The organism is Arcobacter defluvii, from assembly GCF_013201725.1.
Classification (GTDB): domain Bacteria; phylum Campylobacterota; class Campylobacteria; order Campylobacterales; family Arcobacteraceae; genus Aliarcobacter; species Aliarcobacter defluvii.
The window spans coordinates 2,255,777-2,280,284 of sequence record NZ_CP053835.1; the positions used below are offsets into that span (position 1 = coordinate 2,255,777).

Here is a 24,508-nt window from a genome sequence, read left to right on the forward strand (position 1 = left end):
TTATCCTATTCTTTTACTTTCTCTACCCATTTTAAATCTTTACTCCATTTTACTTTTTCTACATAATCTTTTTGTTCTGCTGTTAAATCTCCTGGGTATTCATTAAAATGACAGAAAAAAGTTCTTTTACAAACTTTTTCTAGATAATCAAACATATCTTTATTTATCTCTATACCTACTATTTCTATCCAATTTAATGGCTCTGACACTCTTACATCCATTGAGTATCTATTTTTAGGAACTTTTTTATTATCTTCTATAATATATGATTCTTCATTTATTGCATAATATATATTCTTATCTCCATTTGGCAAATCATAACAAATTGGATCTCCCCATTTATGACATTCATGTGTTCTTAATTTCTCAAGAGTTCTTTTATATTCATTTGGTACTGCTTCTATACTCAAATCATTTACTCCTCCGATATAAAAAGACAAATTCCATCTATAATACATATCACTTTTAGCTGGATATATTACTTCATGATTCTCTGGCATTTTTGCGTAGTAGTATTTATATGTTGTTTGAGGATTAAAGGTTTCTGTAATATTATCTATACATGCTCTGTATTTTCTCTTAGTCTGATAATAAATTTCCATCTCTTTTTCTCTATACTCTTCTCCTAATTCTAATTTATACTTTGCTAATCTTGGCTTCTCCCCACACTCTTTATAATCTGGATCCATCCCCAAGGGATTTCGCCCTATTTTCCAGTAAGCAGCAAATGGTATATCTGCAGGAACTTTTTGTACATCTTTATTACGCTCTTTATCTATTAGATCAAGACTAAAACTAATTCTTTCTGTATCTCTTATCATATAACCACCATTATTTTTATCATATCTTAATGGTTCAAAGTAAGTTGTTGTAGTATAGGTTCCTTTATTTGATTCAAATGGCGAGCATCCTATTATTAAACTTTGAATTATTACAAGTAGAAATATATTTCTTTTCATCTGTTATTCCTTTTTATCCTATTATTTTATTTTTATCTTCTAAAATATCTATTTGAGAGTAAAATATCTTTGCATTTTGTTTATCAACTTTTTCAAACTCTGTTCTAAAATATTCTCTATGATATCTTTTATTTTTATTTCTTGGATTCATCCCTATATCTTTCATATAAGATATATGTATATATTTATCATGAAAATAGTTACTTAACTCTATAAACTCTTCTGCTTTACTTTTACTATTAAAAATATCAGTTAATTCTGCTATCTCATCTTTTAACTCATTTGGGTCTATTTTAGAAAAAATATTTTTTTTAGCTTTTAGCTCTTGTAATTTTTTATCTATTTTTTCATTATATATATTTCCTATTCCACCTATTCTAGTCACTGCTTCTATAGCTTCTATTTTATTTGATATTTCTATATCTGATAAGTAGGCTTGCTTTTCTCTTAATTTTTTATGAGATGTTTTTAGAGTTGAATATTTATCATATAAATTATTAAATCTATTGATATAATTTTCTAATTCTTCCTCATATTTCCACTCACTATTTTCTGGAATCTCATTTAAAGGAACTCCTACTTCTTTACACTTATCATACATCTTATTTAAATAATATTTTGAAAGTTCATTATTTGATATATTATGTTCTAATTTACTGGGATACCCTCCACCTATATCTGAGTGAGCACCTAAGAACACTATTTCTTCAAATTTATCTTTAATCAAATCTATTGGATATTGTTTATCATTGTTTGATATTAAATGTGCTGGGAAATTTATCCTAAATTCATCATCTGCCAAAAAATGATGTAATTTATCTACTATATATGATGGCTCTATATGAAAGCTATATGCAATATTTATATCATTTCCTGGCTTCCCAAAAGAAGCTACTGTATCAAAAACATTTAAAGTTCTTATTTTTACTTTTGAATGATGATATAAAAGCTTTTCATCATATCTGATACCATGTTGTTTTAAAAGATTTACAAAGTGCCTAGCAAGGGCTGCTCCTCTTGAAAATCCAAATATATCAAACTCTAAGTTTACTGGATAATAATCTATATTTTCATTTTTTCGGTATTCTTTTACATATTCTTCTATTGCAGTATTTATATAATACAACATCCCTTTTATTCTAATTTCCCCTCCACTTCCAAATGCTCCTCCACCAAACCAATCTTTATCTTGTGTACTAGATATTGAACCAACTCCTCTTACATATGCACACATTGTTTGTGGAAAAATTTCTCTATTTGTAACGATTACTTTTTCTCTCTTTGGATAATTCCCATTTTTCTTTTTATACTCTTCATCTTCTAATCTTTGTTTTTCACTTGTTTCCACTAAAGGATTTGGATAGACTTCAAAAAGTTTTCTTACATTTGATAAGGCATTTTCTTTTAGTTTTTCATCACTTATATCATTTCCTGTTCCATCAAAAAATATCCCCAATCTAAGAGTTTCTTTAGATAATCTATGATTTATTTTTATTATTACTGCTTCATCATATTCTCTAATACCATCTGCATCTAAATCTATCCAACCTATAATATAATTTACTTTTCTTATATCTTCATTTTTTTCTACTTTATCTTCTATTTTAAAACTATATCTTACTTCACCATTTTCTACTGATACTTTATCTTGTATTATTTGTTGAAAATTTTCTATTTTTAATTCATCATCTTCATTTTTGGTAGATTTTTTTAGTTTAATCTCTTCAAAACTTTTATTTTTCAAATCATTTATTTTTATTTTACTTCCAGAGTAGCTTTCGAGCATTATTAGTTCTAAATCTAATTCTTTTCCCTCTTTTATACCTAATGTTTGTGCTTTTAAAGTTATCTCTTCATTTATAAAATATTCTTTCATTATTGACCTTCAAAATCTAAATTAAATAAACTTTTTACGATTTGTGCATTATTTGCTACTATTCCATCATATGCACTATTACTATTAAAATTTAATGTATGAAAATATATTCCACTACTATTTATTGATATTGAATTATTTCCACATCTTAATACTATTTCTTCTTTGCCATTTAGATTTACTTCTTTATGTACCTCTTTTTTTATCTCTTTTGAATTTATATAAAAATCATTATCTATTTCTAACCCAAAATCTTTTACTACTTCTTGATATAAATTTTGAAGAAATTTTTCTTGTTTATCTTTTTCAACATAAATATGTAATATATTTTTTATTGTGCTTATTAGATTATTTTCTGTATAAATATTTAAATTATCATTAACCAAAAGATTAAGATTTTTGTTAACATTAATATCATAATCCTCTTCAACTGTTAATTCTTTATCTTTCTCTATCTTCTCTTTACTATTTGATTTTACTTCTACTATTTGTTCATTATTTATTATTATTTTTGAATCTCTTTTTATATCTTCTATCTTATCATTCTCTATTATTATCTTTTGATTATGTTTTACTATTCTTGTCTCATCATTTTGTATTAAAGAGTTCATATCTCTTTGTGCTTTTATATTTAATTCTTCTTCTCCTTGTTTATCTTCAAACAATATCTCATTAAATCCTATTTCATCTTCATATTGTGGTGTCGTATATGTTCTTATATAACTTTTCGTTTTATTATTTGGCAAAGAATGTGCTATTTTATTCTCACCATTATATAAGCTCCCTATTATTATTGGTTTATCAGGGTCTCCATTTATAAAGCTTACTATTACTTCACTATTTACTCTTGGTATAAACATTGAACCATAGTTATTCCCACTTGAAATATTTGACACTCTTAAGTAACAGGATGTTGTTTTATTTCTTTCAAAATGAAACACCACTCTTACTCTTCCTTGTTCATCTACATCTATATTATTCTCTTCTTCTTTTAAATTATTCTCATTATTTGAAACTATTGCTGTTTGTATTCCATATATTTTTGTTTGTTTTATTGTTTTATTTGGTTTATATATTATTTCTTTTGGAATACAAGTTACTTCTACTTCATATTGTAAGGTTTGATTTAAAGTTGTATATTCATCTAAAGCATTTGGAAAGTATGCTTTATATTTCACTCCTAATATTATTACTTCTTTTGATTTATTTACTTTATCATCATATAGTTCTACTAATAAACTATCTTTTAGTTGTATCTCTTTTGAATAAGCTTTTATTGTTTTTATTTTTGAAGTTTCTCTTAATGAATCTATATTACTATATCTAGTTAAATCTTCATAATAACTCTCATTTAATAGATTCAATTTATCTTTTAATTTTTCTACTTTTAATTCTTGTTGTAATTGTTTACTATTTGGATTTTCTTCTTCATTTTCTTTATATACATTACTATTTATTTTATATTCTTTACTTGGTCTATTATAATCATAATAATCCTCTATATGAGAAGTTGCATTAAATTTTTTGATTATATTAAAATTAGAAATTGATTTTATTACTGGATTTACTAAAGCATAATCATTTAATTGGCATAGTATTACTTTATATGGTTGATTATTACTATAATCAAATATTAAATTATATCCTTCTGTTTGAGCTAACATCATTATAAAATCTAAATCACTTTGATTATATTGAGTTGTATATTCTCTTATTGGTGTTTTATCTTTATCTATTCTTATCTCTAAAGATGTATTTAATAATGCTGAATATCTTTGTATTATTTCATAAATAATATCTTCAAATTTTTTATTCTGAAATATTTCATATTTATTTGTAAAGTTTAAATAATATAAAGGATGTACTACTTCAATTTTATACATATATTTTTTTGCAACAATCGAATCTTCTTCTATTTTACAAATTTTTCCAAATATATTTTTTTTTATTCTTAAATTTATTAAATCTTCAATTATAATTTCTACATCAGTATCTAATAATAAATCAATATTTAAAAATTCATTACTTATAAAAGATACATTAAAACTATATATTTCATCTATATTACTATTCCCTGTTAAAGAATAAATTGAATAATCCTCTTCTATTAATCCTTTTATCTCTTCTTGCTTATAGTTTAATAATTTTATTCTACCTTTTACTTTTTGCAATGTCGCTTTACTATCAAGTTTATTTATTGATTCATACATAAAATTAGAAATTTCATTTATCTTTTCCATAGTTGCTTTATTAAATTCCATTCTTAATTCCTTTTAATCAATATGCTTAATATAAATTTAATAGTTTTAAAGAAATAACTTTTAAATTCTTTTTTTTGTAAATTTTCTATTTCATCTTTATTTAAAGAACTACCAATAATAAATTCATATATTATTATAGATACAGAATAGATATCAAAATCAAAATTTACTTTATCTTTAATAATATTTGGTGAGCTATATTTTTTATTCATTGCAATATAATTTTCTCTATTAAATGAAATAGTGTTATTTGATAAATCTTTTGAAATACCAAAATCAAATAAAATTAAATCATCTTCAAAAATATAGATATTATAAGGAGAAATATCACAATGAACTATATTATTTTTATATAAATATTTTAGAGTTTTAATTAGTTCTTTAAATATTATATATTTATCTTTTAGACTCAAATCACTAATAGATATATCATTAAGCAATTTCCCATCCAAGTATTCCATTACTATATAAGGAATAACTTTTTGAGGATCTATGCCAAAATCAAAAACTTTTACAATATTTTTTGAACTTAATTTTTTTAAAATAGAATATTCTGCATACATAAAAGCATCAATATCTTCTTTTTGTAAAAGTTCTTTAGTTGGTACTTTAATCACAACTTTTGAAAAATTATTAAAATAGTTATCATAAATATCTCTTCCCAAAAAGATATCACAAAACCCTCCTTGTGATATCTTTTTTTCTATAATATATCTATTATTTAATACTATATTTTCCATTTTTATATATTATTTGGTATTGAGAAAGATAAAGTATTTCCACTATTATATAATCTAGAAACACCACCTATTTCAAAGGAACTTTTAAAATCATATTTTTCAAAAGATACGATTAAAGAATCATCTTTAACTGTTAAATTTTTTGATTTGTCAATAAATTTAAATAAAGCCCAATCATTATTTATATAATCTTCTACAACAATTTTATTACTTAAATCATATAGTTTAAGTTTTACAGAACTATTCAAAGAATCACTAGGCCAATTTATTTTTTTCATAATAATTGGTCCATGTTCATAAACAATAGAAGTATTATCAAATGTTATCTCAGCTGTTGCTAAATTTTCACCTAAAGTATGAGGTTTAATACTAAAAATCGTTCCAAAACTACCATCATTCTTAAAAAATACATTTCTAATATTTTGTGCTTTTATTAAACTATTAATAAATTCTTTTGAGAAATTCAATTTATTACCATCTATATTTCTTGCTCTTGCTGTTGATTTTTCATAATCTATATCAATAAAACCTGAAATATATTCTTTATAAAAATTATCTAAAACACCATCTTTTCTAAAAAATTCATTGAAATCATCAAGTTTTATAAAATTATCATCATTAGTTATATCAGCAGGATATTTTCCTTTTATTCTTTCTTTATAAAAAGATAAAACCATTCTTCTGTATTTTTTATTTATATAAGATTTTGCACCTTTTGAAATAAATACTAGATTGCCCTGCATAACAACTTCATACCATTTTTTTACCTGTGGAGGCATTAGTTTTAGTTGATTTAAAAGAGGAGCAACTTTTCCATGAACTCTATTTGAAACTATTTTAAAAGCATCCTCTTCAAAATTTACAGAACCATTTATATTGCTCATAATTTCATAAGTTTTATTAAACTCCTCAAATAATGTATTCAAAAGATTTTTTGATTGATATTTTTCATCTAATAAATCATTATATGGTTTAAAAAATTCTCTTATCATTGAAACACTATTCACATCAAAATTATCTAATTTATTTAATGCAATATTTGATGTTAATTCAGAAATAGTTTGATTATTTATATCTAATGTATCTTTTACTTTTTCAGAAGATGAATAAAGTTCTGTATTCTCTTTTAAATGTTTCAATATAATAAGAATAGGAGAATCACTAGAAGTTAATATGGCTAATTGTTCATTTAATTTTTCAATTTCATCATAAGATATAATATTCAAATTAATTAAAGCTTCATTCCAAAAAGTTTTATAATCATTAAAATAAAAACTCATAATTTTTTCAAAATATTCATCTTTTTCTTTTTCATTTAAATCAACTTTTTGTCCTATAACCCAATTATTTAATAAAATATCATTTAAAACTCTTTTTCCATCTAAAACAACAGCTTCATAACCTAATTTAGTAAATAACCCTGGTATTTTTATATCTGAACCAATAAATAATGAACTATTATTTCCCAAAACTTTTTCAAAAGAAAAATCTTTCGAGCTCAAATAAGAAAATTTACTTTTCCAATCTTCATAAGTCAATCTTTCTGCACTTAATTGAATCAATCTATTTCTTGCTGTTTCAATAACTTGTTTAGATGTATCAAAGGAATTAAATCCTTCATTTAAAAGATACTTCCAATGAGATAATAAATCATTTTTTAATATTTCATCTTTTGAATATGTTTGATTCCAATCATTACTCATATATGTAATTAAAAAATCTTTATCTCTTTTTTCCAAAATCTCTAGCATTAAATATGCTTTTGTACTATCCCATGTTTTTGAAAAATCATCTAAATTAATAGTAATGTTATTTTGTATTTTATTTGCAACTTGTGGTAATAATATTCTTAATAAATCACTATAATATAATCTTTTTAATTCTTCACTTCTATCTTTATATTTAAAAATAAAAGAGTTAAAAAAAGAGTTGTTTCTTAATTCAAATTCATCTTTTTGAATTTTATTTACTAGATTAAATAACTTATTACTATCTTTAAACTCACTTTTATAATCAACTATATTTCTTAGATTAGAATACTCTTTATAGCTATTTTCTAATTCATTAAGTTTTTCATTAGTATTTATAAAATTATTCATCATAAAAAAACCACAAAAAATAAGAAAAGTTAAACTTGCAACATAAGAAATTATTTGATTTCTTTTTACTTTTTTCTTATAGTTTTCATCAATTTTTCCGATTTCTGATTCTTCAAAAATTACATTTTCAAGAAGTTTTTTAACAAATAAAGCTTTTGATTTTCCACTTGATTCATAATCTTTTTTAATAGAAGTAAAATATACACCTCTTAACATCAAAGGTTTTCTATATCTTGTTTCAGTAAAACAAGTATCTACAAAATAATTTATTTTTGACAAAATTTGAGACATTTTTTCAGTAAATAAAAAAATCTTACCTCTGTTATCTAAATCCCATTCAAAATGCATCTTATCTAAAATAGAAGAATTTAATCTTTTTAATAATGAAGAAAAATCTTGAGTTATATTATTATCATTTAAACTCTCTTCTTCAAAAGTAACACCTAATATTTCATCTTTTTCATCACCATTTAAATTATTAAAATAGTTTTCAAATCCTTCTACTTTATCAGTTTTTGTAATCAAAATATAAATAGGTATACTAGACATAAAAGCACTAGATAATTCATCAAATCTATCTCTTAGATTTTTTGCAAAATTATCTAACTCTTTATTGTTTTTATTTTGTAAAGTATCTATACTAATAGCTAAAATGATTCCATTTATTGGTCTTTTCCATCTCCTTTTTATAAAGAATTTTAAAAAGTATTTCCAAATGATAGGATCTTCTGGATTATCTTTTTGTTGAATATAATTTCCTGGTAAATCAACAAAAATTGAATGTTCAGCAAAATACCATTTAAATTTTTCGTCTTCTTCATTTTGATAAGTATCTTCATAATTGATAGGGAAATTTAAACCTGAAGACTCAATAAAAGAAGTTTTACCTTCTAATTTTTCACCCATTATTAAATACCAAGGTAATTCATACTTTGATTTAAATCGATAGATAGAAGAATTTTTGACTATTCTCAATGCTTTATTAAACTTAGATTTTAAACTCTTTATTTTTTTATTAATAATTTTTTTATATTCATTTCTCAAAATTCTTTCTTCTAAAACTTCTTGTGTTTCTTTTTTTCTTAGTAAAGAAATCAATAATAATATTATTACTGTAAGAAAAAAAATAGTAAATGAAATCAATAATCTAAAAGATAAATCTTTAAAACTTTCAAATATAAAAGGTGTAATGAAAATAATTGACAAAGATATAACTAAAGATATTGTAATAGCCCAAATTGAAATCTTTTTAAAATTAAAATTTATCATTTTTTGTTTCCTCTATATTTTTCTGAATGTTAGTATTTGAAATATTATTAATTAAATTTAAAAAATTTTCATTTTTCTCATATAATCTATAACTTAAAAATATGAAAAAAGTAGTTAATAATAAGAAAATAAAAGTGAGTAATAAAGGATAAGATATTTTATTAAAAAGTTTATATCTTCTTTTTATTGGTTCAACTTTAGTATAAAATTTGATAGGATCTCTTCCTTGGACAATTTTTATTTGTTTATAGAGACTATCTTTTATATTATTTATTTCCATTTCACCTCTATCTACCACTCGATATTTACCAAGGAATCCTAAAGATAAACAAATATACATAAGTTCTAATATATTTATATATTTTGCAGGTGTTTTTAAAAATTTATCCATTAAGTGAAAAAAGTTTTCTCCGCCATAAGTTTCATTATGGAATATATTTAATAAACTTTTATTAAACCAACTATCATTATTTGAAAATGTACTATTTACAATCTCATCAATAAATGTACATAAAATATATCTTGCTACTAATATTTCCATATTTTCTATTTTATTTTCAACTGCCGACTCATTAAAAGTATTTATTTTTGCAATAAATTCATCTCTTATATCATCCATATTTAATTCTTTTGAATTTTCTTTTAATTCTAAAACAGATTCTATTAAGGGAGTTGCAACTAATAAAAATGGATTAAACGATACATTTTGAAAATCTTTTTCTTTTATATCATTTTTATATATTGCTTTGTTTTTAAATTCACTAAAACTATTTTCTTTTTTGAAATTTGTTATTTTTTGTTTATTAACATCTTTTGAAATTAATACTGTACTATTATTCATAAACTCTTCTTTAATTATTTTTTATTGCCCATAAAGCATATTCTACATTTGGAATTTCAGTAGATAAGTGAAATGCAAATGCAGCAGATTTTAATAACTCTTTTAGGTTTTCTTCTGTTAACTCTAATTTAAAATATAAATGATTAACTTTATAAGGAATCTCTTTGGGAGCTGTTGCTAAAGGCTTGATTTTAAAGCCTATAAGATGATAATTAACCAAATTTTTTATATTTTCAACTGTCCCAAATTTCAATCCATTTATCAAAATTTCTTTAATTTTATCAGCACTAATATCGGCTGAAACAGAGAAAATAAAATACGAATTTTTGATTAGTTCTTTATCTTGAATAGGAACAATATGTATTCCATATTTTCTTTTTTCAATTTGTAAAGATATACTATTTTGTTCTAGTACCATTGTTAACATATTTTTTAATTCGTCAAACAATCTTTTAAAACTTTCATACTGTTCATTATGATTATAATTAAATTGATTTAATAACCTTTTCTCTTTCTTCATAAAAACAGCCAACTCACTTGTTAAAGATACTAAATCAATAAATATTTTATCAGGATGAATTCTATTTTGTGTTAATAAATAATGTATTCGACTTTCATATTTATTTAGAAGTTGAAGTAAAAGATAATCTCCAATTTGAGTATTCTTCATAACAGAATCAGTTACTTTTTGTGATAATTTTTCAGCTCTAAAACCAATAATTTCTAGAATTTCTTTAGTTTGAGTATATAGCTTATTAGCAACTTGTATATCTAAATAAGTAGGTAAAAAATCATTATCTAAAGATATTGTTCCATTAAGTGAAATATCTGCAATTTTACAAATAGGTAAATATATAAATCTTGCATCTAAATCATCTTCAAAAAGTAATCTAAAGTTATATTCTGCAATTAGAATATCACTAATACTCGTTTCACCTGAATTTATATTTGGAATATTTTCAATCGTTCTTGCTTTAAGTCTAGTTTGCATATTTTTTTGTTCCTCAAAATATACCTCATCACTGTTTTTTATATTTATAGGTAAAGCCAAATATACAACTTTATTTAAATAATTACTTTTAATATCTAAAATTAAACTATTATTTTCTGAATTAATCTCAAAATAAGTTCCATCAAACAACAATCCAGAAGCTTTTGTTATAAGTAATTTACCTGTAGATAAAAGATGTTCATCAATTTGTAAATTATAAAATCCCCAATTATTTTCTCTAGACATTGAAGTTCTTTGAGCTAATTCATAAGTAAAATATCTATCATTTTGTTGGAAATGTTGTGGTTTTATAAAAAGTCCTTCTCTCCAAACTACTCTATTTTCCATTATCTACTCTTTGCATATTAAATTTATTAATTTCAAACTCTCCAAAATTATAAGAACTCTTTTTTAAATCAATAACACTTTTCCAAGTATAATCGTTATCTATTATTCTAAAATTACATAAAATACCTAAATATCTAGCTTTATTATTGAAAGCTATTTTATAGTTTTGAAGTTGATTTGCTAAAATCACATGTTTTGATTGAGAAATCAAATCATTTTTTAAACTTTCTTTATCATCAAGTATTGTCCAATAATCATATTTCATAAATTTTTCTGCTGATTCTAATTCATAGAAAGTGACCATTAAAGGTGAAGAACGATCATCAATATCTAGATTTAGTTTATCTCCTGATTTTAATACCAATTCTAAATGTGTTGGATCTTTTGCACACCCAATTATAAAAAATGTACTTATTAAAATTAATATAAACCTACTAAAATTCCTATACATTATTACTCCCTCTATATTTTTGATGTTTTTAAACTATTCAATAAATCAATATATTCTCTTGAATAGTTATTTTTAAGTTTATTGAAAATTTCACTATTTTCACTTTTTAGATTTTCATAGTCTTTGATATATAAATCCCATATTTGGAATTTTTTTGGTAGATATGATTTATATTTAGAATTTTTATCTAATTTATTAAGAACATTTTCAGGAGAAAATTCTTCTATAGTATTAGAAATAGTAAAATTTATATTAGAATTTACAACTAAATTATGATTATCTAAGTCCATGAAAGAATTTTTTACTGCTTGAGAAATAGTAATAACTTCATTTGATGTATTTAATAAAGTCATTAAAGATTCATTTTTACCTTTTTTTATTGGGTTTAAATCATCATTATTTGAAATTAATTTCTCTAAATTCATATCTGACAAAAATTTATCTTTAATTGCCAAAGAATTTCTTAATCCAGTAATTGTATTTAAAACAATATCAACTATTTCATCTATTACTTTTTTTTGTTCTACTTTTGATAATTTACTTATTTTTATACCTAATCTTTGTTCTAGTTGAGAAAGAATTTCATTATTGACTTCACTATTTTTTATTTCAATAATTTCATCTTCAATTTCACATTCTATTCCTTCTTCCATTGTCTCTACTTTATATGATGAAGTATCTAAATGTTCATTTAATACATCAAAACTTGGAATATTATCTTCATAATTTTCTTCTTCTAAAGAACTACTAGAATTTAATATATCAAATATTTTATTTTCATTGTTTTCATAAATATCAAAGAAATTATTTGTATTTATTTTTTTTTCTTCTTTTATAAAACTATTATTCATAACTGAACTATCTTCAAGTAAAAAATCATCATCAGGAATAATCATTTGATTATTCATACTTTTTTCATTATTAAGAAGATAATCAAAAGAAGATAGACTTTTTAAAGAGGCTTCTTGTTCTAAAAACTTAACTTTTATTTCATAATTACCAATTATATAAATATCATTAGTATTTATTTTTATTGGAATATCTTTAGGCAATTTTTTATATGGATTTTTAAGAAATGTTCCATTTGTACTAATATCAGTTAAAAAATATAATCCATCTTTATATTCAATTAAAATATGTTTGCCTGAGATATGACACATTTCATCATACAACTGCCAATCTGATTGAATAGAACGACCAATAATTGCATCTTTATTTTCTAATCTAAAAATATTATTTGTTCTATTATTTTCATTAATTATTTCAAATAATAATTGCATTTCTTTATTTTTCCTCTAAATTTTTAATAGTAGGTTTAGCGCTATATAATGGTTGATATGCCGCACTATATTTTGAACAAGAAACAAGTAATAAAGAAACAGATAACATTATTATTGTAAAAAGTAAATTTTTAATAAGTTTCATTTTTTCTCCTTAAAGTATTTTTATATATTAGTCAAATTTGCATTATATAATAATTATATAACTAATTTCATTTTATTATTATATTTAAATTATTATCTAAAGAAACATCTATATATTTGATTTTAGTTTTATTTAAACTTGCATTAATAATATAATTTGATATTTTTGGTAATACATTCATATTAATTATATAATCTATATTTCTTGCACCCGTATCTATAGTATTTGATATGGAAACAATATGATTTAATAAAGAATCTTCTATTTTTAAACTAATATCTCGTTTATGTAATTGTTTTTTTATACTACTAAATTTTAATTCAACTATTTGTTTTAAAGCTTCTTCTTTTAAATTTAAAAATGGAACAACATTCATTCTTCCTAATAATGCTGGTTTTAAATAATTACTTAAAGTTGGAGTAATATACTCATTTATTTCATCCAATGAATATTCTGTTTTAGTTAGACATAATTCTGTAATTATTTCTGTAGCTAAATTTGAAGTCAAAAAAATTATTGTATTTTTGAAATCTATAATTCGTCCTTCTGAATCGGATACTTCACCTCTATCAAAAATTTGATAAAATAAATTTAAAATATCAGGATGTGCTTTTTCTATTTCATCCAATAAAACAACACTATATGGTCTTATCCTTACAAAATCTGTTAATTGCCCTCCTTCAGAATACCCAACATATCCAGGAGGAGAACCAATTAATCTTGAAATTGCGTGTTTTTCTTGAAATTCTGTCATATTAATTACAGTTAGAAATCTTTCACTTCCATATAATAATTCTGCTACAGATCTTGCTGTTTCTGTTTTTCCTACACCACTTGGTCCAACAAGAAGGAAAACTCCATTAGGAGAATTTTCTTTTTTTAAACCAGCAATTGAGACTTGTAGGAATTTACTTAAAAATTCAACTGATTTTTCTTGTCCTATAACTCTTTTTTTTAAATTTTCTGATAAATTTAAAATATTTTTCATCTGCTCTTGAATCATATTCCCTAAAGGAATTCCTGTCCAAGATGAAACTACTTTTGCAATATCTTCTTTTGTAACATTTGGAGAAGAATCAGTTTTTTGTTCTTCTATTTTTTTATATTTGTTTTTTAGATTTTTGATTTCAAGTTCTAATTTTTTAATTTCTTTTTTATAATCTTTTATACTATTATCATTATCTCTTGATAAACTTTCTAACTCTCTATTTTTTTCTTCAAGTTGAACTTCTATAACTTGTAAATCTTTAGGAAGATTTGTTCTCATAATCTTTACATTTGTACAAGCTGTATCTAAAACATCTATTGCTTTATCTGGCAATTGCCTACCATTTATATATCTTGCAGATAAAAATGAAGCACTAAATAAAGCTTCATCTTCAATATACACATTATGTGATTCTTCATATTTTTTTGATAATCCTCTTAATATTGTCGTTGTTTCTTCAACTGATGGTTCAAAGATATTTACTTTTTGGAATCTTCTTGAAAGTGCAGCATCTTTTTCAAAATATTTTCTATATTCAAGCCAAGTAGTTGCAGCTAAAGTTCTTAGTTCTCCCCTTGATAAAGCAGGTTTTAAAAGATTCGCAGCATCTGAACTGCCTTCACTATTACCAGAGCCAATCAAAGTATGGGCTTCGTCAATAAATAAAATAATAAACTTACTACTTGATTGAATTTCTTTTATAATACCTTGAAGTCGTTTTTCAAATTCACCTTTAACACTAGCACCTGCTTGTAAGATACCCATATCTAAAGATAATATTTCTGCATAATATAACTCTTTAGGTACTTGTTTTTTTATTATTTTTATTGCTAAACCTTCAGCTACTGCTGTTTTTCCTACCCCAGCTTCACCTACTAAAATTGGATTATTTTTTCTTCTTCTTAATAAAATATCTATAACTTGACTTATTTCATCCTCTCTACATAAAACTGAATCTAACTTTTCTTCTTTTGCTAAATTTGTAAGATTTACAGTATATTGTTCTAATAAAGATGTTTTTTCTCTAGTGCTTTTACTTTGAGTAGCTTTTTTATCTAAAGTATCTTTTTCTGTTAGGATTAATTTTTTTAATTCATCATAATTGACATCTTTGAAGATAGTAAAATATTTTGTTTTAGAATATTTATAAATATTCTCAAAAAATGATAATACTAGAGAATTTTCTGTAATATCTTTAGATGAAAAATTAAAAATTGAATAAAAATAAGAATCTTCAAGAAGTTGTATTAACATGTTGGAAAATACTGGATTTGTACTTTCTGTTATTGATAATTTAGAACTATTTTCTATAATATTCTGAAATTCTTTTAAATTTAAATTATATTGATCTATTATTTTAAAAAGTAAACTCTCCTCTTCTAAAAGCATTGCATAAAATAAATCTTCAACAATAATTTCATTTCCCATTCTTTCGATTGTTCTTTGTGCTGCTTTTTCTAAATAATTTTTTGTTCTATAATTTAATGCATCAATTAATTCTTTTAATTCAATTTTCATATTTCTCCTTTTTTATTACTAATATATCTTCATCGACACTTGAGTTCCCTAACCAAAGGTTTATTCCTAGATAATTGTTATTATTCGATAAAATAAATTTTTTTTTATTCTCTTTTTTTATATTTAAAACTAATTCATAGCTAAATAAATCTCGTATACAAAAAAATATAAGTTCATCAAGTTCTTTACTTTTTTCACCTAAAATACTATATTTAAGTAAGTCTTCATAATCAACATCTTTTAATACTATTCTAAATTTGTTATTTCTACTTATTACATACTCTCCAATTAAAAAATCTTGACCAAGAGATGAATTATTAAAACCAAGTAAACTATTTTGAAAAGAAGGTATAATATATTTTTCTTTTATACATTGAATAATCTCTATATTTTCATGATTTAAATAATGTTTTAAAATTGTTTCTAAGGTTGAAGATGATTTATTTTTCATCATCAATATACCAAGAAAAGGAATAAGTTTTGAAAAATTCAATAAACTATTTTCTGTATTTGTATATAAACCTAAAAAAGACAAAATATATTTAGAAAATCTGTCACTTAAATCTTGTTTATATTGAACATAATATCTATGTTTTTCCCATATTGGATAAATAAATTTTTGTAGATGATGATTAAATAAATTTAAAAAATCATATAAAATTTTATCACTATCAAAACTTGATAAAACCATTTCACTATAATGAGTAGGAAGTGGTGATGATGAGCCAAAAATACTCAAAAAATTTAACGTAACTTCTACTTCCACACCGTTTTGTAAATCAATAAAATTTACATAATTAACTTCTGATTTTGGAAAACTTAAACTATGATTTGATTTAAATATAATTTTTTTATATAAATTTTCTTCAATTTCATTAGGATGATACATCTTTAAATATACAATTATTGCGCGTATTGATTGAGGTAAATCCATCTTAGTTATATCTTTATTTATTCTTTTATTTATTTCTTCTAAAGTCATTACTTTATCTTTATATTAAATACTGATTACCCATTTTTATAGGCCATTCAAATGAATCTTCATTAATTACATCTACACTTAATTTATGAAAAGAGTTTATATTATTATATAAAGCAAAAAATTTATTCAATACTGAAGAAAATATATATGCTTCACCAAGAGATGAAAATTTATTTTTATCTAATTTTAATTTTATATGAATACCTTTTATTGGTAATCCTTGATTAATAAACTCCATTGTTTCAAATTTTATATCTATTAATCCTTCTAATATTCTTTTTGTTTTTTCTTTCTGTTTTTTGTCATAAATAGATATAAAATCATAAGCTTCTAAAATCTTTTGCAAAGTTTTTATATCTTTTAAAGATAAATAATTTAATGATAAATTTGAAATAATTTTCCAAAAAAAATCTCCTTTTATAGGAGCAGGATAACTTCTTGTTGGGATAGTTATATTTTTAAAAGGAGTCTCATCCTTAGCATTAGAATAACTCGAAACACAAATATCACCTGTCATTAATGAAGATGGTAAATTTTTATTTGTAGATAAAGTTTTTATTGATATTGTAGAATTCATATTAGATAATAAATTATCCTTTGAGAAATTCGAAAATCTAACATATATATTTGTTTGAGTTCCATCTAAAGATAGTTTAGTTTTTATAGAATAATGTTCATTATCATCATTTGAATGTGCAAAATATTCAAAAGGTAAAAAATCTTGATAATTTTTATTTTTATCAGACCAACCTCTAACTTTTTCTATTTGAAAAATTTCACTAAATTCCCTATTTATTTCAGAAGTTAAAACTAAGTATTCTTCTTGTGTTGAAGTCTTTCTTATTGGAGTAGCATCTGAATTAAAAAGATTTATTATAGGAGTAGAATAAAGAAGAAAATTGTCCTTTGTTAAAGTATCAGAAAATGAAAAAGTTTTTTTTAAATCAATCTTTACTTCAAAACTATTAGACTGAAATAACAAATCACTATTTATTTTTTCAATCAAGTTTAAATTACGAATATCAACAAATAAAAATTTATCTTTAAAGCAAAAATATTCTTGTAATAATATATATCCTTCAAAAATATTTGCCGAATAAGGTAACATATATTCAGTTGAATCAAAACCAACTGGTTTTATAGAATTTTTATCAATTTTGATTTTTGATATATTCTCATTTTCTGTATTCTTTAAAATAACTTCTATATTTTCTACATAATTCATTAAAAAAAGATATAAATCTTGAGATAAAAATTCTGAACCATTTAAAAAAATTCTTAAACTTTCAAACTTAATATCTTTTAATGTTGAAGAATTTGTTGTTTTAAATGATAAATTTAAAGAACTTTTTTGACCAAAATTTGAATAATTAACTTTTTCTAATTCAAATGGCATAATAGTTGTTTCATAAACTGTTTTAAATTTACATTGAATAGTATCTGGTTTTAATTTACTTAAAACTTCTGTTCCTTTATTTATTACAATATTTTCTCTTCCATTTTTAACTGCATCATATTTAATAACACTATATGATGGAACAACCCTAGCATAATTTGGCCAAAGAAGTTGTACTAAAGTATTTGATAGCTCAGGTAATTCTTGATCTAATTGCTGTTTTAATCGTCCTGTTAAGAAAGCAAATCCTTCTAGTAATCTTTCAACATCTGGATCTTGTCCCTCTTTTGACAAAAAAAATGATAATCCAGGATTTTTTTTAGAAAAATTTACACCATCTTGTCGTAAAGCTATTAATTCATTTTTATAATATTCATTAAACATATTTATATATCTTTATAAAATTTTACTTTTTCTACATTTAACAAATTTGTTTTAAAATAAGACAACTTTGCATTTCCATTTACAATTAGGTAACCTTCTATTAGTATTTCCATTTTATTCATCTTTAAAGACTCTCTTAAAATATTAACTTTTGTTTTTAACAATCTCGGTTCATATTTTTTAATACAATCTTCACAATTAATTTCTATTTTTTCTATAGATTCTTTTAAACTTAAATTTATATTGTTTAAATCAGGTTTTCCATAATCTAAAACTGTTTCAGAACTTCCTGCATTTGTAGAGAATATTTTTGATAAATTATTTGATATAGAAGAATATAATACTTCTACATCATTAGAATAATTAAACTTTTTATGAGTTAATCTTTCAAATAAACTACCTTTATACATTATTATTCTTTCTCTAGCTTTCCTACTAAAGATAATTCAAAATTAGCTCCCATATACTTAAAATGAGGACGTAATGCAATTCTAACTTTATACCAACCTGGATCACCTACAATATCACTTACTTCTATTAACATATTTTTAAATGGTCTTTTACTTCTAATTTCAGAACTTGGATTTTCTTGATTTGCAATATATTGTTTTGCCCATTTATTTAATTCTCTTTCTAAATCAGCTCTTTCTCTAAATGAACCAATATATTCTCTTTGTAAAACTTTAATATAATGAGACATTCTTGTAATTGCAAATAAATAAGGTAACTGCGTACCTAGTTTATAATTTAATTGTGCTATTTGACCTTCTTCTGTATCAGGGAAAATTTTTGGAATTTGAACAGAGCTTGCAGCAAAAAAAGTAGCTGAATTATTACCTTTTCTCATTACTAATGGAATAAATCCTTGTTCTGATAATTCATATTCACGTCTATCAGATATTAACACTTCTGTTGGAATTTTCATTTCAATATCCCCCATACTTTCAAAAGTATGAACAGGTAAATTTTTTACTTCACCTCCAGAAGTTGGACCAATAATATTTGTACACCATCTATAACTAGCAAAACTTTCTGTTAATCTACTAGCAAAAGCATAAACAGTATTTCCCCATAAATAATTTTCATGACTTGCAGAAACATCTTCTTTATATGAAAAATTTAAAATTGGATTATCTTCTGGATCATATGGAGCTCTTAGTAAGAATCTCGGTAAAGTTAAACCTACATATTTTGAATCTTCATTTTGTCTAAATCCCCTCCAAGCAGTAAATTGAGGTGAATTTATAATATCTTCAAGATCTTTTAAATCAGGTAATCCCTCAAAACTGTCCAATCCAAAAAATTTAGGACCAGCAGCTGCAATGAATGGTGCGTGAGACATTGCTGCAATTGAAGATACTTTATTCAAAAATTTTATATCATAATTAGATGGAGATAATTCATAATCTGCTACAATTGTTCCAACAGGTTGTCCTCCATGTTGACCATAACCACTTGTATAAATATGTTTATATAGTCCAGATTGAGTAATATCTAAACAATCTTCAAAATCTTCCATTAACTCTTCTTTAGATACATTCAAAATTTCCATTAGAATATTCTGTCGGAAATCTGTTCTCTCAATTAAAAGATATAATCCTCTCCATCTTGATTCTAATTCTTGAAAATTTTTATTATGTATAATCTCATCCATTTGAGTAGAAATTTTGCTATCTAATTCAGCTATCATTTTATCAATTACTGATTTATTCACTCTTTCTTCTGAGTCATCTGTATTAATTAATTCTTGAATTAATGCTTCAACACCATTTTTAACAACATTATAGCTATCATCATTTTTATTAAGTTTTGTATGAGAAACGATATCATCTAATAAACTATTATTTTCTCTTATTTGGCTATTTTCAATTTGTTCTTTTGTTAACATATTAATCCTTTAATTATTATCTTTAGTTATTAAATTAAGTTCAGATAATAATTGTTCTCTTTTATTTGTATCTTGAACCAAACTTTCTATTGCTTTTCTAAATGCAGGAACATTTCCTAATGGACCTTTTAATGCAATCAATGATTGTCTAAGTTCCATAAGTTTTTTGAGTTCAGGTACTTTTTCTACAATTTTTTCAGGAGAAAAATCACTAATATGTTTTATATCTAAATCAATTTTTATTGAATCATTATTTGAATTATTCAATCTATTTTTTACATCAAAATTTAACTTTAAATTTTGAGCTTTTATTACTTCATTAAAATTATTTTTATTGATATTAATTGTTTTTTTCTCTTCAATTGATTTTCTTTCTTCTGAAGGATTAAATTCTCCTAAAATTGTCATTTTATATGGTATTTCAATATCTTCTAAAGCCTCTCCTACTGAATGCTTATAAGTAACATTTATTCTTTCTTTTGGTGATTCTGATTGCTTCATATTTTTCTCCTATAATTTAATTTCTAATGCTTTTTCTATATCAAGTTTACAAAATACTTTATACATATTTTCAAATTTTAATGGTTCAAAATCTATGTTTGTAAAATTACTTAATATTAAGTGATATACCTTTGCAGATAATCTTGGATTCCATTGTGTTAGATTAAAAATATTTATTTTTATTTCCAATTCTTCAAGTAAAACTAATGCTATCTCCTTTTTATCAAATTTTATTGCGAATTTCACATATTCAATTATTAAGTTAAATTTTTCTTCTTCATTCGATGAAGCAAAAACTTTTTTTTCAAAAAACTTCATTGCTTCTTTTATTTTTCCTCTTGATGCATATTCATTCACCAATACTAAAAAATCTTCTTCTTTAGTTTCTTCTTTTTCTAAAATTATCTCTTTACTATTAAGTTCGTTTTCTATCCATATTTTTGATTCATTATTACAAAATGGACTCCCATCAATAAAATTTAGATTTAAAAGTTCTTGATTTGTTTTTATGAAAGATAACAAATTATTTTTAATCTCTTCAGCATATTCATAAGATTTATTCTCTATTAAAATATTATATATGTAGTAATGTCCTGTTATCCAAAAAGGAGATACTTCTATAATCTCTTCAATTAAAATACTAGCTTCTTGAAAGTTTTTTTTGGAATATAACTCTTCTATAGCTAATAATTCATCTTTTTGTGGAGGATAAATAGAAGTTTTACTACCTTCTGAAAGTGGTAAGCCATCAACTTCTAACCAAGATAAAAATCTTGTAATTCTTAAAGCTGTTATATTTATAAAATTTTTATTTCTATAATATTTTAATCTTAGTTTTTACATCTTTTAATAGTTTATTAGCCTCAAAATCTGACTTTACATCTGTTATTTCTTTTTCTGATTTTTGAACTACAATTTTCTCAGTTTTATTAACAATATCAATTATTGTTTCTTTTGTAATTTCAAGTAAATTTCTAAAATACCTTTCATCTTTTTGTGTTAAAGTTACAAAAAGTTCAGATGATTTTTTAAATAAATCATTTATTTCTTGTTTTGATTGTATTGATTTTTTAAATATATCGTTTTTTGAAACTAAATTTGTTAGATTAGTTTCTAACCAAAGTAATAAATTGATTTTTGATTTTTTTGAATTTGGAAAAGATTGTTCAAAATATTTTTCTAAAAATTTAATATAAGTATCAAAGGAATAAATGAAACCAGAGAAACCTTCTAATTTACATTTTGAATAAAACCATAAAGTAATTAATTTTATATCTTTAGTATTCGAACAAAGATAATTTTCGCAATTTGTTATCAAAAAACTATAATCTATTATTTCTTGATTAACACTTGTTTCTTTATCTATTTCTTGCTCAATTAAAAGATAATTATCTTCTAACTTACAATCATATCCATAAAAATTATCAAATTCTTTTAAAATACTTTCTCTTAACAAATCATTTTCCTGTGTAATTTGATGAATTTTAATATATTATTTCTTTATTTATTATTTAATTATTAATATATGTCATAAAATTTTATATAATTATTTTATAATAATATATTTACAAACTAATTAAGTTTACTTTGGTTAAAATGAGAAAATTTGTGAAATTAAAGGAAAATATTGCTTAGAGGAATTGTATTAAAAGATAAAAATATAATTATATTATCTATTATATTTCTTTTATTAATTATTTTTATCTATATTTTCTACTTAAATTTTATTATTTCAGATTTAAAGAATGATTTAAAATCAAAAGAAAACCTTTATTCAATACAGATAAACAATAGAATAGATGAGATTTTAGAACTTTCTGAACAAATTAAAGAATTACATAGAATAATGGACGTTGGTTTAGTTTTAAATTCAAATGACAAAATAGTATTCAATAATAAAATAGATGAAAATAGTTTAAATAATTTATTTAAAATCATTCCAAATGGTTTTCCTTTAATAGATGTACAAGTCAGTTCTAGATTTGGAGAAAGAATACATCCAATTTCAAATATAGAAAAATTTCATTCTGGATTAGATTTAAAAACTAAAATTGGTAATAATGTTTATTCAACCGCTTCTGGAGTTGTATATAAAGTAAGAAATGAAGACAATGGAGGTTATGGAAAATTTGTAACAATTTTACATGCCTTTGGATTTACTACCTTATATGCTCATCTAGATGAAGTTCTTGTAAAAGAAGGTGATTTTGTAGATAAAAATAGTGTAATTGCAACATCAGGAAATACTGGAATATCAACTGGACCACATCTTCACTATGAAATTAAATTTTTAGAAAAACATTTAAATCCAATAGATTTTATTTATTGGAATAAAAAATCTTTTAACTCTATATTTATGAACAATTCTAATATAGAATGGAAAAATTTAATAAACAAATTCTAAAAAATTAGGAATTAAAATGCTTGATGATACTAAATACAAAAACATAATAGAACAAATTCATGAATTAAATAGACAGAATTATCTAAACTCTGATGAAAATATAGATAAATTAATTTATAAAATAAATAAATTAGAGGAAAAAATTGAGAATAAAAAATTTACTTTAAATATAAAAGAATACATTTTATTTTCTCTTTTAGGAATCAATTTATTACTTACTTTATCTATTTTTTTTGTACATATTTTTGCCAATGAAGTTGATAGTGAAGAAAAATTTACTAAAAATAATAATTCTGAAGTAAAAATTGAACAAAAAATTTCAACAAATGATGAAATTTTAAAATTTAATCAAGATTCTTTAAAAAATATTGAAGATATAAAATATGAAGATATAAAACCAATAATAAAAAAAGGCACTCCATTCTTCTGTGAAGGGGAAATATCAACAAAACAGATTCCTTATACAGTTGAAATAAAAGGTAAATTATATAGCGATAAATTCACCTTTATTTTACAAGAAAATTCAAAAAATAAAGATTGTTTCATAAAAAAAGATAATTTATAAATAATGTTTTAAATTATGTTATTATATTATTATGTTTTATTTTATTATTTAAGGAGCAAGGATGAATAATCCAGTATTTATTTCAATTAAAGGAAGTACTCAAGGTTTGATTACTGAAGGAGCATTTACTGCTGAATCTGTTGGGAACTCGTTTCAAAAAGGACATGAAAATGAAGCTTTAGTAAAAGCTTTTAATCACAATATTAAAATTCCAAGAGATCCTCAATCTGGACAACCTTCAGGTCAAAGAGTTCATGAACCTTTAGTTATTACAAAACTTGTAGATAAATCTACACCACTTTTATATAATGCATTAACAAAAGGTGAAACATTAACTAATGTAGAATTAAAATGGTATAGAACAAGTTATACAGGAAAACCAGAACATTATTTTAGTTTAGTATTAGAAGATGCTGTAATTGTAAATATTGATTCATTTATGGATATGCAAGTAGGAGAAACTAAAGTTCAAGTTGCTCCTTTAGAAAAAATTTCTTTTGCTTATAGAAAAATCACTTGGAGACATGAAGTAGCAAGCACTTCAGGAGAAGATGATTGGAGAATAGGCGTAGGATTAAATGCTTAACTTAAAAAAGGTGGGAACCCACCTTTTTTTATCTTA

The 24,508-nt window shown here is 22.9% G+C and carries 21 protein-coding genes; 3 read left to right on the forward strand and 18 right to left on the reverse strand.

What is annotated here, in order from left to right:
- Positions 1-5: 5 nt before the first annotated feature.
- From ADFLV_RS11300 to ADFLV_RS11385, 18 genes are all read right to left on the reverse strand, one after another.
- On the reverse strand, positions 6-959 hold the full coding sequence (locus tag ADFLV_RS11300) for a hypothetical protein (RefSeq protein ID WP_172658804.1): 954 nt from the start codon (positions 957-959) through the stop codon (positions 6-8).
- A gap of 13 nt (positions 960-972) precedes the next feature.
- Positions 973-2,835, reverse strand: coding sequence for a T6SS phospholipase effector Tle1-like catalytic domain-containing protein (locus ADFLV_RS11305; protein WP_129012238.1), 1,863 nt, complete (start codon positions 2,833-2,835; stop codon positions 973-975).
- On the reverse strand, positions 2,835-5,096 hold the full coding sequence (locus tag ADFLV_RS11310) for a type VI secretion system Vgr family protein (RefSeq protein WP_172658805.1): 2,262 nt from the start codon (positions 5,094-5,096) through the stop codon (positions 2,835-2,837). The genes ADFLV_RS11305 and ADFLV_RS11310 overlap by 1 nt, the downstream gene beginning before the upstream one ends.
- 2 nt (positions 5,097-5,098) lie before the next feature.
- Positions 5,099-5,836, reverse strand: coding sequence for a serine/threonine-protein kinase (locus tag ADFLV_RS11315; RefSeq protein ID WP_014474885.1), 738 nt, complete (start codon positions 5,834-5,836; stop codon positions 5,099-5,101).
- A 2-nt stretch (positions 5,837-5,838) separates the two neighbouring features.
- On the reverse strand, positions 5,839-9,204 hold the full coding sequence (gene tssM / locus ADFLV_RS11320; RefSeq protein WP_014474886.1) for a type VI secretion system membrane subunit TssM: 3,366 nt from the start codon (positions 9,202-9,204) through the stop codon (positions 5,839-5,841).
- Complete coding sequence (icmH, locus tag ADFLV_RS11325) at positions 9,191-10,045, reverse strand: type IVB secretion system protein IcmH/DotU (protein WP_129012202.1); 855 nt, start codon at positions 10,043-10,045, stop codon at positions 9,191-9,193. Before icmH ends, tssM begins: the two co-directional genes overlap by 14 nt.
- Before the next feature lie 10 nt (positions 10,046-10,055).
- Positions 10,056-11,384, reverse strand: a complete 1,329-nt coding sequence (tssK, locus tag ADFLV_RS11330; RefSeq protein ID WP_014474888.1) for a type VI secretion system baseplate subunit TssK — start codon at positions 11,382-11,384, stop codon at positions 10,056-10,058.
- A complete protein-coding gene (gene tssJ / locus ADFLV_RS11335) occupies positions 11,374-11,835 on the reverse strand; it encodes a type VI secretion system lipoprotein TssJ (protein ID WP_129012203.1) in 462 nt (153 codons plus the stop codon). The genes tssK and tssJ overlap by 11 nt, the downstream gene beginning before the upstream one ends.
- A gap of 11 nt (positions 11,836-11,846) precedes the next feature.
- Positions 11,847-13,115, reverse strand: coding sequence for a type VI secretion system-associated FHA domain protein TagH (gene tagH, locus ADFLV_RS11340; protein ID WP_129012204.1), 1,269 nt, complete (start codon positions 13,113-13,115; stop codon positions 11,847-11,849).
- Between the two features lie 4 nt (positions 13,116-13,119).
- On the reverse strand, positions 13,120-13,260 hold the full coding sequence (locus ADFLV_RS11345; protein WP_164968551.1) for a hypothetical protein: 141 nt from the start codon (positions 13,258-13,260) through the stop codon (positions 13,120-13,122).
- A gap of 67 nt (positions 13,261-13,327) precedes the next feature.
- Entirely contained in the window at positions 13,328-15,766 is a 2,439-nt protein-coding gene (locus tag ADFLV_RS11350; protein WP_129012205.1) for an AAA family ATPase, read from the reverse strand.
- On the reverse strand, positions 15,756-16,748 hold the full coding sequence (tssG, locus tag ADFLV_RS11355; RefSeq protein WP_014474893.1) for a type VI secretion system baseplate subunit TssG: 993 nt from the start codon (positions 16,746-16,748) through the stop codon (positions 15,756-15,758). Before tssG ends, ADFLV_RS11350 begins: the two co-directional genes overlap by 11 nt.
- A gap of 10 nt (positions 16,749-16,758) precedes the next feature.
- On the reverse strand, positions 16,759-18,528 hold the full coding sequence (gene tssF / locus ADFLV_RS11360) for a type VI secretion system baseplate subunit TssF (RefSeq protein WP_129012206.1): 1,770 nt from the start codon (positions 18,526-18,528) through the stop codon (positions 16,759-16,761).
- A gap of 2 nt (positions 18,529-18,530) precedes the next feature.
- Positions 18,531-18,938, reverse strand: a complete 408-nt coding sequence (gene tssE / locus ADFLV_RS11365) for a type VI secretion system baseplate subunit TssE (protein WP_014474895.1) — start codon at positions 18,936-18,938, stop codon at positions 18,531-18,533.
- A 2-nt stretch (positions 18,939-18,940) separates the two neighbouring features.
- Positions 18,941-20,416: a type VI secretion system contractile sheath large subunit gene (gene tssC / locus ADFLV_RS11370; protein WP_129012207.1), complete on the reverse strand. Its 1,476-nt coding sequence runs from the start codon at positions 20,414-20,416 to the stop codon at positions 18,941-18,943.
- 9 nt (positions 20,417-20,425) lie between these two features.
- Positions 20,426-20,917: a type VI secretion system contractile sheath small subunit gene (gene tssB / locus ADFLV_RS11375; protein ID WP_014474897.1), complete on the reverse strand. Its 492-nt coding sequence runs from the start codon at positions 20,915-20,917 to the stop codon at positions 20,426-20,428.
- Positions 20,918-20,926: 9 nt separating this feature from the next.
- Entirely contained in the window at positions 20,927-21,718 is a 792-nt protein-coding gene (locus tag ADFLV_RS11380; protein ID WP_129012208.1) for a type VI secretion system domain-containing protein, read from the reverse strand.
- 13 nt (positions 21,719-21,731) lie between these two features.
- The gene (locus ADFLV_RS11385) at positions 21,732-22,373 is read right to left on the reverse strand and encodes a type VI secretion system ImpA family N-terminal domain-containing protein (protein ID WP_164968552.1); all 642 of its coding nucleotides are present in this window, start codon (positions 22,371-22,373) and stop codon (positions 21,732-21,734) included.
- Between the two features lie 171 nt (positions 22,374-22,544).
- Here ADFLV_RS11385 and ADFLV_RS11390 point away from each other — a divergent pair, with 171 nt between their 5' ends.
- From ADFLV_RS11390 to ADFLV_RS11400, 3 genes are all read left to right on the forward strand, one after another.
- Positions 22,545-23,321 (forward strand): M23 family metallopeptidase, encoded by a 777-nt coding sequence (locus tag ADFLV_RS11390; RefSeq protein ID WP_014474899.1) that lies wholly within the window; start codon positions 22,545-22,547, stop codon positions 23,319-23,321.
- A 16-nt stretch (positions 23,322-23,337) separates the two neighbouring features.
- The gene (locus ADFLV_RS11395) at positions 23,338-23,886 is read left to right on the forward strand and encodes a hypothetical protein (RefSeq protein WP_129012210.1); all 549 of its coding nucleotides are present in this window, start codon (positions 23,338-23,340) and stop codon (positions 23,884-23,886) included.
- 61 nt (positions 23,887-23,947) lie between these two features.
- Positions 23,948-24,472, forward strand: coding sequence for an Hcp family type VI secretion system effector (locus tag ADFLV_RS11400; protein WP_014474901.1), 525 nt, complete (start codon positions 23,948-23,950; stop codon positions 24,470-24,472).
- The last annotated feature ends 36 nt before the right edge of the window (positions 24,473-24,508 follow it).